General features: G+C 62.8%; 15 protein-coding genes and 1 pseudogene. 14 read left to right on the forward strand and 2 right to left on the reverse strand.

The genetic code is table 11. The features are described 5' to 3' along the window. Window positions 1–10 precede the first annotated feature (10 nt). The 9 genes from hslV to KUL93_RS01100 all read left to right on the forward strand — a co-directional run bounded on the left by hslV (window position 11) and on the right by KUL93_RS01100 (window position 6,960). Window positions 11–550, forward strand: a complete 540-nt coding sequence (gene hslV, locus KUL93_RS01060; protein ID WP_217125280.1) for an ATP-dependent protease subunit HslV — start codon at window positions 11–13, stop codon at window positions 548–550. After that, window positions 547–1,929: an ATP-dependent protease ATPase subunit HslU gene (hslU, locus tag KUL93_RS01065; protein ID WP_217125281.1), complete on the forward strand. Its 1,383-nt coding sequence runs from the start codon at window positions 547–549 to the stop codon at window positions 1,927–1,929. The genes hslV and hslU overlap by 4 nt, the downstream gene beginning before the upstream one ends. A 47-nt stretch (window positions 1,930–1,976) precedes the next feature. After that, window positions 1,977–2,876 carry an AEC family transporter gene (locus KUL93_RS01070; protein WP_217125282.1) on the forward strand — a complete coding sequence of 300 codons (900 nt, stop codon included), beginning with the start codon at window positions 1,977–1,979 and terminating at the stop codon, window positions 2,874–2,876. A gap of 69 nt (window positions 2,877–2,945) precedes the next feature. Then, entirely contained in the window at window positions 2,946–3,320 is a 375-nt protein-coding gene (locus KUL93_RS01075) for a hypothetical protein (RefSeq protein WP_217125283.1), read from the forward strand. Between the two features lie 49 nt (window positions 3,321–3,369). Next, a complete protein-coding gene (locus tag KUL93_RS01080) occupies window positions 3,370–4,134 on the forward strand; it encodes a class I SAM-dependent methyltransferase (protein WP_217125284.1) in 765 nt (254 codons plus the stop codon). A gap of 99 nt (window positions 4,135–4,233) precedes the next feature. Then, on the forward strand, window positions 4,234–4,923 hold the full coding sequence (locus KUL93_RS01085) for a nucleotide-binding protein (RefSeq protein ID WP_217125285.1): 690 nt from the start codon (window positions 4,234–4,236) through the stop codon (window positions 4,921–4,923). A 79-nt stretch (window positions 4,924–5,002) separates the two neighbouring features. After that, window positions 5,003–5,737 (forward strand): hypothetical protein, encoded by a 735-nt coding sequence (locus KUL93_RS01090; RefSeq protein WP_217125286.1) that lies wholly within the window; start codon window positions 5,003–5,005, stop codon window positions 5,735–5,737. A 3-nt stretch (window positions 5,738–5,740) separates the two neighbouring features. Then, window positions 5,741–6,289 (forward strand): FlgO family outer membrane protein, encoded by a 549-nt coding sequence (locus KUL93_RS01095; RefSeq protein WP_217125287.1) that lies wholly within the window; start codon window positions 5,741–5,743, stop codon window positions 6,287–6,289. Further along, window positions 6,286–6,960 carry an MBL fold metallo-hydrolase gene (locus KUL93_RS01100; RefSeq protein WP_249419167.1) on the forward strand — a complete coding sequence of 225 codons (675 nt, stop codon included), beginning with the start codon at window positions 6,286–6,288 and terminating at the stop codon, window positions 6,958–6,960. Before KUL93_RS01095 ends, KUL93_RS01100 begins: the two co-directional genes overlap by 4 nt. A 38-nt stretch (window positions 6,961–6,998) precedes the next feature. Here KUL93_RS01100 and KUL93_RS01105 read toward each other — a convergent pair whose 3' ends face one another. Next, window positions 6,999–7,880: a DNA/RNA non-specific endonuclease gene (locus tag KUL93_RS01105; RefSeq protein WP_217125288.1), complete on the reverse strand. Its 882-nt coding sequence runs from the start codon at window positions 7,878–7,880 to the stop codon at window positions 6,999–7,001. A 68-nt stretch (window positions 7,881–7,948) separates the two neighbouring features. Here KUL93_RS01105 and KUL93_RS01110 point away from each other — a divergent pair, with 68 nt between their 5' ends. Continuing rightward, the gene (locus KUL93_RS01110; RefSeq protein ID WP_217125289.1) at window positions 7,949–8,488 is read left to right on the forward strand and encodes a disulfide bond formation protein B; all 540 of its coding nucleotides are present in this window, start codon (window positions 7,949–7,951) and stop codon (window positions 8,486–8,488) included. Here the strand turns inward: KUL93_RS01110 and KUL93_RS01115 are convergent. Beyond that, window positions 8,467–9,009, reverse strand: coding sequence for a putative metalloprotease CJM1_0395 family protein (locus tag KUL93_RS01115; protein ID WP_217125290.1), 543 nt, complete (start codon window positions 9,007–9,009; stop codon window positions 8,467–8,469). The genes KUL93_RS01110 and KUL93_RS01115 overlap by 22 nt on opposite strands. Window positions 9,010–9,118: 109 nt before the next feature. Between KUL93_RS01115 and KUL93_RS01120 the strand changes: the two genes are divergently transcribed. The 4 genes and pseudogenes from KUL93_RS01120 (at window position 9,119) to alr (ending at window position 13,369) form a co-directional block, all read left to right on the forward strand. Then, window positions 9,119–10,417 (forward strand): NCS2 family permease, encoded by a 1,299-nt coding sequence (locus KUL93_RS01120; protein WP_217125291.1) that lies wholly within the window; start codon window positions 9,119–9,121, stop codon window positions 10,415–10,417. Between the two features lie 94 nt (window positions 10,418–10,511). Next, window positions 10,512–10,748: pseudogene (locus KUL93_RS11565) on the forward strand (type I phosphoribosyltransferase); the annotation flags it as partial. A gap of 10 nt (window positions 10,749–10,758) precedes the next feature. Beyond that, window positions 10,759–12,234, forward strand: coding sequence for a high affinity choline transporter 1 (locus KUL93_RS01130; protein ID WP_217125293.1), 1,476 nt, complete (start codon window positions 10,759–10,761; stop codon window positions 12,232–12,234). 16 nt (window positions 12,235–12,250) lie between these two features. After that, window positions 12,251–13,369: an alanine racemase gene (gene alr, locus KUL93_RS01135; RefSeq protein WP_217125294.1), complete on the forward strand. Its 1,119-nt coding sequence runs from the start codon at window positions 12,251–12,253 to the stop codon at window positions 13,367–13,369. Window positions 13,370–13,372 lie beyond the last annotated feature (3 nt).

Here is a 13,372-nt window from a genome sequence, read left to right on the forward strand (position 1 = left end):
CGCTTTTCTCATGACCCCGATCCTTCACGGCACCACGATCGTCGGCGTGCGCCGCAACGGCCAAGTCGCACTGGGCGGCGACGGACAAGTGACACTGGGCGCAATCGTCGTCAAAGGAACCGCCCGCAAAGTCCGCACCCTCTACCACGGCAAAGTGCTCGCCGGCTTTGCGGGTGCCACGGCCGATGCCTTCACCCTCTTTGAGCGCTTCGAAGCGCAACTCGAAAAACACCAAGGGCATCTCCTGCGCGCTGCGGTGGCGCTTTCCAAGGATTGGCGCACCGACCGCGTCCTTCGGCGGCTCGAGGCGATGCTTGCGGTAGCAGATCGCGAACACCTCCTCATCCTCACCGGCACGGGCGACGTGCTCGAACCCGAAGACGACGTGGTCGCGATCGGCTCGGGCGGCGCCTACGCGCTTGCCGCAGCAAAGGCGCTTCTGCGCCACAGCGAACTTTCGGCCCGAGCGATCGTCGCTGAAGCGCTCAAAGTCGCAGGAGAGATCTGCATCTACACCAACGAAAACCACGTAATCGAGGTGCTGGAATGAGTGACCAGACCCCCACCTGTCGTGCGATCGTCGCCGAACTGGACAAATACATCGTCGGGCAACACGCCGCCAAACGCGCGGTGGCGCTTGCCCTGCGGAGTCGCTGGCGGCGCGCCCGGGTTCCGGAGCCCCTCCGCCACGAGATCACGCCGAAGAACATCCTGATGATCGGCCCGACCGGTGTCGGAAAAACCGAGATCGCCCGACGCCTTGCGCGGCTGGTTCAAGCGCCTTTTATCAAGGTAGAAGCGACCAAATTCACCGAAGTCGGTTACGTTGGCAAAGACGTCGATACCATCATCCGCGATCTTGTTGAAGTCGCCGTCAAAGAAGAGCGCGAGCGCGCAATCGCCGCGGTCCGTGAAAAAGCACAGGCCGCGGCAATCGAGCGGATTCTCGATATTCTCCTTCCGCCCCCCCGCAAAGAACCCGAAGCAACCGGACTGGCCGCCCTCTTTGCCAATCTAGCCGACGAAACCCCTGCCCCCCCTCCACGGGAAGAGAGCGCCACCCGCGCCAAATTTCGCGAAAAGCTCCTCCAGGGCGCGCTCGACGACAAGGAGATCGAGGTCGAAGTGCGTGAAGCGGCACTTGCAGCGCACGTGATGGGACCACCGGGCATGGAAGAGATCACCGAACAGCTCCAAGGACTCTTCCAAGCGATCGGCGGCAAGAAAAAACGGCGCAAAATGACGATCGCCCAAGCCAAAGCGGTGCTCACCGAAGAGGAGGCCGCAAAACTCCTCGACGAAGAAGAGATCAAGCGCCGCGCGATCGCGAACGCGGAACAAAATGGCATCGTCTTTCTCGACGAGATCGACAAAGTGGCAGGCTCCGACGGCGGACGCGGCCCCGACGTCTCGCGCCAAGGGGTGCAGCGTGACCTCCTGCCGCTCGTCGAAGGGACCAGCGTCACCACCAAATACGGTACGGTGCGCACCGACCACATCCTCTTCATCGCCTCGGGAGCGTTTCACCTCAGCAAACCGAGCGACCTCATCCCGGAACTGCAAGGACGGTTCCCGATACGCGTCGAACTCGAGCCGCTCACCGTCGACGACTTCGTCCATATCCTGACCCGAACCGAGGCGAACCTCATTACCCAATACCAGGCGCTGCTCGCCACCGAAGGCGTTATCCTCACCATTACCGAGGAGGCGGTGCGCCGCTTGGCCGAAATCGCCTGGCTGGTGAACGAGCGCGTCGAAAACATCGGCGCTCGTCGCCTCTATACCGTAATGGAAAAACTTCTCGAAGAGATTGCGTTCCTTGCGGGCACCCCGGAATGTCCCAGTGAGGTGACGATCGATGCATCGGACGTCGACCAACGCCTGAGCGATCTCGCGCAGAGCGAAGATCTCGCGCGTTACGTCCTGTGACGCCCCGCCCTACGGTTTTGCCACTGCGTTCGTGACAGCAGACGGCGATGGAACTTGCGCAGCGGATCGTCGCCATTCTTTTTCCCCTTTTTGCGATCGTCGCTCTGGGGATTTGGGTAGGGGTCCGACAACGTCCGGAGATGGGCGTAACAAACCGCCTCAACATGGATGTTTTCGTTCCGGCGCTCGTTTTTCACGCGCTTGCAAGCAAACCGCTCGACTGGTCGCAGTTTGGTCCGTTGGCGCTTGCAGCCCTTGTGCTGGTGATCGGCTCGGGCGCCGCCGGTTGGCTCCTGGCGAAAGCGATGCAGCGCCCCGCCAAGACCGTCGTACCACCCATGATGTTCAACAACTGTGGCAACCTGGGCATTCCGCTTGCACTCCTCGCGTTTGGAGAAAGGGCCGTACCCGCTGCCGTCACGCTCTTTTTGGTCAGCAACCTGCTCCACTTCTCGTACGGCGTTTGGCTGCTCGACCACCGCTTCCGCTGGTGGCAGGTTTGGCGGGTTCCGGTGGTGCTCGCCTCGTTCGCCGGCGTTGCGGTGGGTATGAGCGGCGTGACGCTTTGGCCACCGCTCAACACCGCGATCGAGATGGTGGGTCAGATCGCGATCCCCTTGATGCTCTTTGCGTTGGGGGTTCGCCTTGCCACCGCGCAGATCACGGCGTTCCTCGACGGTTTGATCGTCGCGATCGCGCGTCCCCTTTCGGGAATGGCACTGGCGATCGGCGTCTTGTTCGCAGCAGACGCATTGGGGCACCCCTTCTCGCCACGGGACGCCGCACAAATCCTCCTCTTTGGCGCGCTCCCTCCCGCGGTCCTCAATTACCTGTTCGCGGAACGCTATCACCAAGAGCCGGAAATCGTCGCTTCGATGGTGCTCGTCGGCAACGCCGCGGCGCTGGTCGTGCTCCCCATGGCGCTGGCGCTCGTTCTTGCCTATTGAGTCATCGAACTTGCCTTTCTTGGCGTTCACTCCTATACTACAGAGCAACCAGAGAGTGAGGAGCGAAATATGTCCATTGCTGGCTTCGGCATCATCGGCCCTACGGGTGAGCGGCTCAACACCTCGGCGGCGTCACCGGCCGAGGTGCAGCGGCTCACGCAGCCGCAACCGGTCCGTTCCAACCCGGCGGCGGGTCAACCCTCGTCTGTAAACCAACCGAGTCAACCCTCTACTGGGGTGCGGGTCACCCTCTCAACGTCCGCACAGCAAGCAAGTAGCGGCACACCCACCCCGCCACCGCCCAACACCGCATCGAGTGCGCGCCCGGAAGCAACCCAGATGTCGTTTGCGGTTCAGCGAGCGCAGAATCTCTATGCGCTCAACGCCAACGGGCCAGTCAGCATGAATGACACCACCCAAAATGGCGCGAAGACACTGCGCTGACGCGCGGCGCCACCCCAGTAGCTGACGAAAGCAAACCGCACGCTTGCGCATGCCTTTTTCGCTCCTGGCACTTCCCCCCCTTGCAAAAGCGCTCATCGCGCAACTGGGGGGGTGGCTCTTTGCCTACGTCTCAGCGCGGCTGGGTACGCTCGGCGAAAGTGGCCTCTCCTCGGCTGGAATCATCACCATCCAAGCCGTTTGCGCTGCGGCCCTTGCCTGGTGGCTTGCGAGCGACCGCTGGTGGATCCCGATCCATCTGGCCTTCACGCCCGCGATCATCGCCGCGCAACAGCTCGCGATCGCCCCGTACTGGTACCTCGTGGCATTCGTTGCGTCGTGGCTCATCTTTCGCAACACCATCCGGACGCGCGTTCCGCTCTACCTCTCCAACGCGCAAGCGGTCGAGGCGATCGCAGAGCAGCTCCCCTCCGATCGCCCTTTTCGCTTTCTCGATCTGGGGAGCGGCACCGGTGCGCTCCTTCTGCCGCTTGCGCGCCGCTTTCCCAACGGCACCTTCGTCGGCATCGAAAGCGCACCCTTGCCGCTTTGGTTGGCGCGCTGGCAAGCGCAGGGACAATCCAATCTCGTTTATCTGAGCGGTGATATCTTTTCCGAATCGTGGCGGGGGTACGATTTCGTCTATGCGTTCCTTTCGCCCGCGCCGATGGCACGGGTGGCGCGTAAAGCGCGCAACGAACTCGCGCCTGGCGCGGTGCTGATCAGCAACTCCTTCCCCTTACCCGACCAGGAACCCAGCCGGGTTCAGCCACTCGACGCAGCCGGACGACGCACTCTCTATTGGTACCCATTCTGATTTGCCCCGCTTTTCCCCCACTTTTTCGCTCAAGAACCGCCTGCAGTTGCCGATAGTCTACTCGGAAGCGTAGACTACGGATGAAGAGGAGCCGCGGCCATGGCCATTTTGATCGCGATCATCGGCAACAAAGGGGGAACCGGCAAAACCACCCTCTCTCATCTGCTCTGCCACGGTCTGGGGTTGCTCGGATACAAATCGGCCTGTATCCTCACCGACACGGCGCGTGAGCCATTGAGCCCCGAAGGGCGCCGCTACGTCATCGCCGACGCCCGTTCCGCGGCAACGCTCGAGCGCATCGTCACCAAGCTGCGCACGCTCGACGACTGGGTGGGCGTGCTCGATGGCGGCGGCAACCGCCCCGAGGTCGACAAACGGCTCTATGGTATCGCCGACTTGGCGCTTCTGCCCTTTCGCGAATCGGCCGAGGATATCCGCACGGTGATCCGCGACCTCGAACAGTACCCCCGCGCGTACGCCGTGCCGTCGCAATGGCCCGTCAGCAACCGTTGGCAGCAGCAGGCCGCAGACAAACTGGTTGCGCAGATGATGGGCCCCTATCGCCACCGGATCTTACGGCCTGTTCCGGCGCTTTCAGCGACCAAATTGCTGTTGCTGAAGCAGATCCCGGCACACCTGCCGACCCCACTCAACAATGCCGCGCGGCAATTCGCACGCCAAATGGTCGAACTGCTTGCGCTCACGGAGGAAACGCCCGAAACCGCCGAACCCGACGCGCACGAATACCGCATTCCAGAGGAAGAGATGCCAATGCGTTACCGCCGCTGACCGGTACTCGCGGCCTGCTCTTGCCGAAAGCCCCCCTTTCGCAGTACGATAGCAGTACAGAAACGAGGAGAGCGAATCGATGAACCGCCCAATCGTCGCGCGTGCGCTGCTCGTTGGCGCGATCGCCTTTGGCGTAGCTGCTTGTACGACGCCCTTTAGCGAAGTGCCCGTCGCCACCAATTTTCCGACCACCACCCAAGAAAAACTGCAATCGGCACACCACTGGCAGGTAATCGCCGAAGGGATCGCGGCGCAAATCACCCAGGCGCTGCAACAAGAGCAAGGGTGCCGCAGTGCGCCGCTTGCGTGCCCGACGCTTGCGTTCGCTTCGCCGGATCGCCCTTCACCGTTTGAGCGCGCGCTGATTGCGGCGATCACCACCGAATTGGTGCGCCAGGGCTGGAAAGTACGAACCGAACTGCCCGCCGAGATCACGCTGCGCTTGGAGGTGCAGGCAAACCGCTTTCGCAACCGCCCTGCCGACGGCAGATTCACCAGCGCCGCTGTTTTGGGGGCGGGTCTTTGGGTGTTGAGCGACGACAAAAACATCGGCGTATGGGAACACGTCTCTCCCGGCGCTTCTGCGCTCATCGGCCTTGCCGCAGCAGACCTGTGGCGCTGGCAGACGAGTCAGTTCGCGCAAGGGCCGACACCAGAAGTCGAACTGATGGTCCATGTCTCCGCCGTTCGGGAGGGGGTCTATCTGGCGCGCACCTCTGAGGTCTTCTATATCGCCGACAGCGATCTGGCGCTCTACACCCCGCCGCCTGCGCCGCTCCCTGCCCCAACGGTATTGCCGGTACGTGGGAGCTGAGCCATGAGCCAGAACCGCCGCAATCGAACCGCTGCTTTCCTTTTGATGGGTGCTGCCCTTTTGAGCGGCTGTCTCACCACGCAGCCTGAGCCGCTGCGCGCCCCTGAGGAAAACCCGAGCGCCGTGCTCGACACCACCTATGGGCTGATCGACGCAATCGCGCAACAGGCGCCCGCCTGGGTCAAAAGCGGCCCGGTGCTGGTCGCGACCTTCGTCGATGTCGACCAGTTGGAGCACTCTTCGACCTTGGGCCGCGCGATCACCGAACAGGCGAGCACCCGTTTGGTGCAACTGGGCTTTCCCGTGGTGGAGGTCAAACTGCGCGCAAGCCTCTTCGTCAAGCAGGATACGGGCGAATTGCTCCTCAGCCGCGAAATCGGCCAGATCGCTCGTGAACAAGCGGCACGAGCCGTTTTGGTCGGCACCTACGCGGTTGGGAAACGGGCAGTCCATATCAACGCCAAACTGGTCGACCCCACCCAGGGCACGATTCTGGCGGCGCAAGACAGTGTGCTCGCGCTCGACAACCACGTCAAGAGCTTGTTGCGATGAGTCGTCGATTCGCCCAAAGCCAAGAAAAGAGCCGTCTGGGGACGATCGTCATTCCCGTCACGCCGTTTGCGCAGAATTGCACGCTGCTGTGGGATCGCGAAACCCATGAAGGGGTAGCGGTCGACCCGGGCGGAGAGATCCCCAAGATCTTGGACGCCGCGCAATCGCATGCGATCACGCTGCGCGCCATATGGCTGACGCACGGCCATATCGACCATGCCGCAGGCGCGCCTCAGCTTGCCAAAGCCTTAGGCGGTGTTCCCATTCTGGGCCCCCACTCAGCAGACCACTACTGGCTGCAAGGCTTGCCGCAACAAGCCACCTATTTTGGCTTCCCCCCCACGGTGGCGTTCACACCCGACGAATGGCTCGACGAAAACCAAGAGGTGATGGTGGGAGCGATTCCGTTTCAGGTGCTCCACCTCCCGGGTCATACCCCTGGCCACGTGGTTTTCTTCCAACCGGACTATCGGCTAGCGTTGGTGGGGGATGTACTCTTTGCCGGTTCGATCGGCCGCACCGACTTTCCGGGCAGCGACCACCAGGCGCTCATCGACGGCATCCAGAAAAAGCTCTTTGCGCTTGGCGATGACATCGTTTTCATTCCGGGGCATGGCCCCCAGAGCACTTTTGGCGAAGAGCGCGCCCACAACCCTTTCGTCCGTGTATAAACGCGCCCCCAAGCACAATCCCCTGGCACGCGGCGCCGTTAGTTACGCTCCACGTAGCGTGCGGGTTGCCGGGCCCAAGCGTCGTCGAGCCCCCACTGTGCGGGGTCGGCTTCGACGGACTCCAACCGCGCCGCTTCACTTTCGGGAAGCGCGGGGAAAAAATCCAAGCCGGTGAGCGCCTCGACTCTGTCGATCGCGACGATGAAGTCGCGTAAGTCGCTGTCAGCAGGAGCATCCTGCGGCACGAGAAACGCGATCGCATGTCGCGAACCGTCCGTTTCTTCGCGCATCAAGATGCGGTAAAAGGCCTCTGGAACCGCCACCCACTCCGAAGAAAAGCGCGAGGGGTGCTTCCCCCACACCGGGCCGACGATCACCCAAAGTTTGCTGGCACCGGGCGCAAAGCGGTTTGCTTCGAGCCGCTCGAGCCGCTCCCAACTGCCGCGGTTGTGCTCCGGTTTTTGCGGCGCGATGTTGCTCATGAGAAAGGTCGCATGCTGGGCGTCACGCCCGTAACGGGTCCCGATCATGAAGTTGGGCGCCATGTGGCCGCGATCGAACCCGGAGCGGCTATAACTTTCGTGCGTCACGCACCCCAGATGGAGTCGGCAGCGCCAGGTGCGCGCATCAGGAACAAACCGATCGGGACGCGGCGCCAAACGATAGCGGGGCGGGGGATCGGCACGGTACGCCACCCACTCGGGCGCGCCGTGCCATTCGCTGTAGCGTACGACGAAACCGGGGTTCACCAGGGTCGTAGCGAACCGGCTCCCACCGCGCGGCCAACCGTAGGGGTCGTCGTTGGGTAGCGGCGCGCTGGGCACAAACCAAGCGGCAAGCGCCAATAGGCCTGCGGCGATCAGCGCCACCAAGCGGCGTGGCCATCGAACCGTTTGCGTCGTCGTCTTGCCTCTGCGCATCCGCGCATCCTTGTCTGCGTCAAAACGCGCTATTATCCCGAAACTCCGAGTACAGCGGACAGAAACTCATGGCGCGATGGCGCTCATTTTTCGGCACCCTGCTTTGCTGCAACCCTGCCCCACTGTGGTGGGGGATCGCTGCGCTCGCGTGCGCCCTGGCCCTTGCCAGCCTCGTGCTCACCCATCTTTTGCGTTTGGCGCCGTGCCATTTGTGTATCCTGCAACGGTTTCTGTTCCTGGTACTCGCCGTTTTCGCAAGCACCGCGGCGTTGAGCAGCGCACGGCCCCGCTTGCTCTATCGCTTCACCGCGGTCGGCACCATTCTCACCGCCCTCTTTGGCCTGGGCGTTGCAGGGTATCAATCGCTCTTACAGTGGCGACCCGAATCGTTCACGTGTGGAGGCGCGGAATTGTCGCCCCTGGAACGATTCGTGGAGTGGCTTGCGTCGCTTTCGGAGACGCTTTTTCTCCCCACCGGTTTTTGCAGCGACCCCGGTTTGGTGCTTTTTGGGCTTACGCTTGCAAATTGGGCGTTTTTGGCGTACGCGGGGATTGCAGCGGTGGGCTTTTGGGCGTTTGTGCGCATTCAGGCGCCATTGACGCGGTAGCGGGCGAGCGCGCGTTGCGCTTGAAAACGGGTCGGGTCCGAAGGCTCGGTGGCATCTTGCGCGCGCTTTGCCTCTTGCTGCTGCGCTTTGGCCAATTCGATCCGCGCCGCTGCGGCCATTTGCGCGGCCTTCGCGGCCACCATGCGGTCCTGCGGAGAGGGATCGGGTGGCGCCAGCGCCGCAGCACGAATCCGCTCCGCTTTCTGAAGGGTCTCTTCCGGCGTCTTGCCTGGCGAAACGTCGATGCGCACGTCGCCAGCAACGGCATATTGCTGGCCATCGGGACCGCGCACCGTAGTGAACTGCGCCCCCCGCGTCACCAGTCCACCGCCCGCAGCAACATGCGCCGCTTCGTGCGCGCGCACTTTGCGGTCGATTTCGCGCAACCGGGCCACCTTTTGCGCCGTTTCGTCCTCTTGCCGCACCGGCGTGCGCGCCCTTGGCGCATCGGCAGCACCGTATTGCACCGAACCGACGCCGGGTGGCAGCGAAGCGATAGCGGAAACTGCCGAGATCGCCATGACGCACTCCTTCGCGAATATCATAGCCCGGGAAACCCCTGATGACAAGTCGCGCCCAAGAATCGGTACAATTCACTCCGCGATCAACTCCTTGCGTGAGCAAACGACCATGCCGACTTTCCTGGAACGGCAGTTCGCGCTCGCCGCGCACCAAACGACGCTGCGCACCGAACTCCTTGCGGGTGTGACCACGTTTTTGACGATGGCGTATATCCTCTTCGTCAACCCGGAAATCCTTTCGACCACCGGAATGCCAAAAAGCGCCGTTTTCGTCGCCACCTGTCTCGCCGCCGCGATCGGCTCCTTCATCATGGGATGGTGGGCCAACCTGCCGATTGCGCTCGCCCCAGGGATGGGGCTCAACGCCTATTTTGCGTTCGTGGTGGTAGGAACGCTCGGTTTCACGTGGCAGCAAGCGTTGGGTGCCGTGTTCCTCTCGGGGGTCCTCTTCATTCTGGTTTCGCTCTTTCGGATCCGTGAATGGGTGATCAACGCGATTCCCAAAAGCCTCAAATACGCGATTTCCGCAGGTATCGGCCTTTTCCTTGCGATCATCGGGTTGAAGAACGCTGGGGTCGTCGTCGACCATCCCGCAACCCTCGTCACCTTGGGCGACCTGCATCAAACCCCGGTGTTGTTGGCTTGCCTTGGTTTCGTGCTCATTTTGGCGCTGGAGGCGCGCCGCGTCAAAGGGGCGATCTTGATCGGGATCCTGGCGATCACCTTCCTTTCCGTTGGACTGGGGTTGACCCCGTTCCAGGGCGTGATCGCCGCGCCGCCGTCGCTCACGCCAACGTTCCTGGCGATGGATATTGCCGCAGCCCTGCATGTCGGCCTGGTTTCCGTCGTGATGACATTCTTCTTGGTCGAGCTCTTCGACGCTTCGGGAACGCTCATCGGGGTGGCACACCGCGCGGGACTCCTCGACGCCGAAGGGAAGCTCCCCCGGATGGGGCGAGCGCTCCTTGCCGATTCGTCCGCGATCGTGGTCGGGGCAACGCTCGGTACTTCGTCGACCACCGCGTACATCGAATCGGCTGCGGGCACCGCGGTGGGAGGGCGAACGGGGCTCACCGCCGTGGTGGTCGCGGTGCTGTTTCTCTTGGCGCTCTTTTTCTCGCCGCTTGCGGCGATGGTTCCGGCGTACGCGACGGCGCCAGCGCTCCTCTACGTGGCGATCTTGATGGCGCGTGGTCTTGCCGAAGTCGATTGGCACGATCTCACCGAAGCCGCCCCTGCGGCGGTCACCGCGATCACGATGCCCTTCACCTTCTCCATCGCGCACGGGATCGCGTTCGGCTTCATCACCTACGCGACGCTCAAGATTTTGAGCGGCCGCATCCAAGAGCTGCCGATCGCGGTTGCGGTGATCGCAGCGCTTTTCCTCGTCAAATTCGCGCTGTGGTAAGGAGACCCGCCCATGAGTGCGCTGCCGCCCCCATTACCCGATCCAGCGCCGCTCGTTGCGCGCATCCGGACGATTCCCGATTGGCCCAAACCCGGAATATGGCGAAGCCGAAGTCGAAATCCATACCGATGCGATCGAGCCGGGCGCGCGCGCTTTGCCGATCGACGACCTGATCGCAACCGGCGGTACGATGCTCGCCGCTGCCCATCTGCGCACCCGTCTGGGCGCGACCGTGGTCGAGACCGCGGCGATCATCGACCTGCCGGCGTTGGGCGGCAGCGCTCGATTGCGGGCAGCGGGTTTTTCCGTGTTCACCTTGTACGCGTTCTGAGGAGGCCGAGATGCTCCTAGCGTTCGTCATTCTCTACCTTTTGGTTTCGGTTGCGATCGGTCTCTGGGCCGCAACCAAGGTGCATAACGCCCGCGACTACATCGTCGCGGGGCGCAATCTCCCCTTCATCGTCGTGCTGGCGATGGTTTTCGCCACTTGGTTCGGTTCGGAAACGGTGCTGGGTATCAGCGCGACCTTTTTGAAGGAAGGGTTGGTGGGACTTGCCTCTGACCCGTTGGGTGCATCGCTCTGTCTCGTGCTCTTCGGTCTGATCTTTGCGCGGCCGCTCTACCGCATGAACCTCCTGACGTTGGGCGACTTTTTTCGTCGCCGCTTCAGCCCCACCATCGAGATCGTCCTCTCCTTTTGCATCGTGATCTCCTATTTGGGATGGGTCGGCGCACAATTCGCCGCACTGGGGGTCGTTTTCAACGTGCTTTCCGACGGCGCGATTTCGCAAAATGCGGGCATACTCATCGGCGGCGCAGTGGTGCTCGTCTATACGGTCTTCGGTGGCATGTGGTCGGTGGCGTGGACTACCTTCATCCAGATGATTCTAATCGTCGTCGGGTTGCTGCTCGTCGCCTATTTTGCTGGGGAAAAGGCTGGCGGCGTCGCCGCAGTGCTCGACCACGCCAAAGCGGCAGGCAAGCTCGAAGGGTTCCCCTCCCTTGCCGATCCGCAAGCGGTAGTCACTTGGTTTGCGGCGCTCGTCACGATGGCGCTCGGTTCGATCCCGCAGCAGGACGTCTTTCAACGGGTAAACAGTTCGAAGAATGAATTCGTCGCGGTTTGGGGAACGACACTCGGAGGCGTTGCCTATTTCCTCTTTGCCGCGGTGCCCCTTTTCATCGCCTACAGCGCAACGGTGATCGACCCGGAGACTACGGCGAAATTGCTTCAAGAAGACCCGCAGTTGATTCTGCCGACGCTCGTGACCGTGGAGATGCCGCTGTGGTTGCAGATCGTCTTCTTCGGCGCGCTTCTTTCGGTGATCATGAGTACCGCAAGCGGCACCCTGCTGGCGCCGTCGGTGACCTTCACCGAAAACGTCGTCAAAAGCGTCTGGCCCGGGATGAGCGACCAAAAACTGCTGCGCACCACCCGCTGGACGGTCGTCGCGTTTGCAGCGCTCGTCACCGCGTACGCGCTTTCCACCAACGACTCGATCCACAAAATGGTGGAGAATGCCTATCGCGTCACGTTGGCGGGCGCGTTCGTGCCCTTGGCGTTCGGGATCTTCTGGCGGCGCGCAACCAACTTCGGCGCAACGATGGCGGTGGTCACGGGGCTGGGCGTCTGGCTCTTCGGCGAATTTTATCTCCCCGAGATGGCGATCGAGCCGCAAGTGATCGGAATGCTTGCCGCAGCGGTAGCGATGGTCGTAGGAAGCCTCTTCGGGCCGAAAGCGCCCACGCCACCGGATGAAGTGCCGCGCCACCGCACCCATCACGCCGCGGCCGCAACCCACCACGTCCCGTACTGACGCGACGGATCGAACCGTGCGCCCTGCGGTAGCAACGATCGACCTCGATGCGCTCGTGGCCAACACTCGCTGGCTGCAGGCGCGTGGCAAACCAGGGCGCACGTTGGCGGTAATCAAGGCCAACGCCTACGGTCATGGCGCGGTGCGTTGTGCGACAGCGCTCGCGCCTTTCGTCGACGGCTTTGCGGTTGCGTTCCTTGAAGAGGCGCTGACGCTGCGGGAAAACGGCATCACTGCGCCGATCCTCGTCTTGGAAGGGTGTCTGGCAGCCGACGAGTACGCCGCGTGTTGCGCGCACCGGCTCTGGACGGTAGTCCACTGCGAACCGCAACTCGCCTGGCTCGAAGCCCACGCCCGACGCGGCGCGCCACACCCCGAGCGTATCTGGGTCAAGGTCGATAGCGGCATGCACCGCTTGGGTTTTGCTCCGGAAGCGCTCTCTGGCGTGATCGCCCGCCTGGAGCGCCTTGCAGTCGAACCCCGACATCTCGTCTGGATGACCCATCTCGCGTGCGCCGACCAACCCAAACACCCCCACACCGCCGCGCAGCTCGAACGGTTCGCCCAAGCATTGGAGGCACTTCCCGAACGCTACGCCCAAGTACCACGCAGCATCGCCAATTCGGCTGCGCTCCTTGCGTGGCCAGCCGCGCATGGCGACTGGGCGCGCCCCGGGATCGCGCTTTACGGCGCGAACCCCTTGGCCACGGAACCGTTGCCCGCCGCATTGACGCCGGTGATGACACTGCGCTCAGAGATCATCGCAACCCGTTGGATCGCCGCGGGGGAAGCGGTTGGGTACGGCGCGGCCTTCGTTGCCGAGCGCGCGACGCGCGTCGGTGTGGTCGCAATCGGATATGGCGATGGGTATCCGCGTACCGCACCGACCGGAACGCCCGTTGCCGTGGCGGGCTACCGCACGCGGCTCATTGGGCGAGTCTCGATGGATCTCGTCACCGTGGATCTCACCGATCTCCCCGAATCGGTAGGGGTGGGCGCCGCGGTCGAACTGTGGGGGCGGCAAGTCTGGGTCGATGAGGTCGCACGCGCCGCAGGCACCATCGGCTATGAGCTGTTGTGTCGCGTGCGCCGTGTGCCCTTGCGCTATGCTCCGGCCCCTTGCACCGCCAGCTGAGTT

Origin of the sequence: Hydrogenophilus thiooxidans, assembly GCF_019049855.1 — a bacterium.
Taxonomy (GTDB): domain Bacteria; phylum Pseudomonadota; class Gammaproteobacteria; order Burkholderiales; family Rhodocyclaceae; genus Hydrogenophilus; species Hydrogenophilus thiooxidans.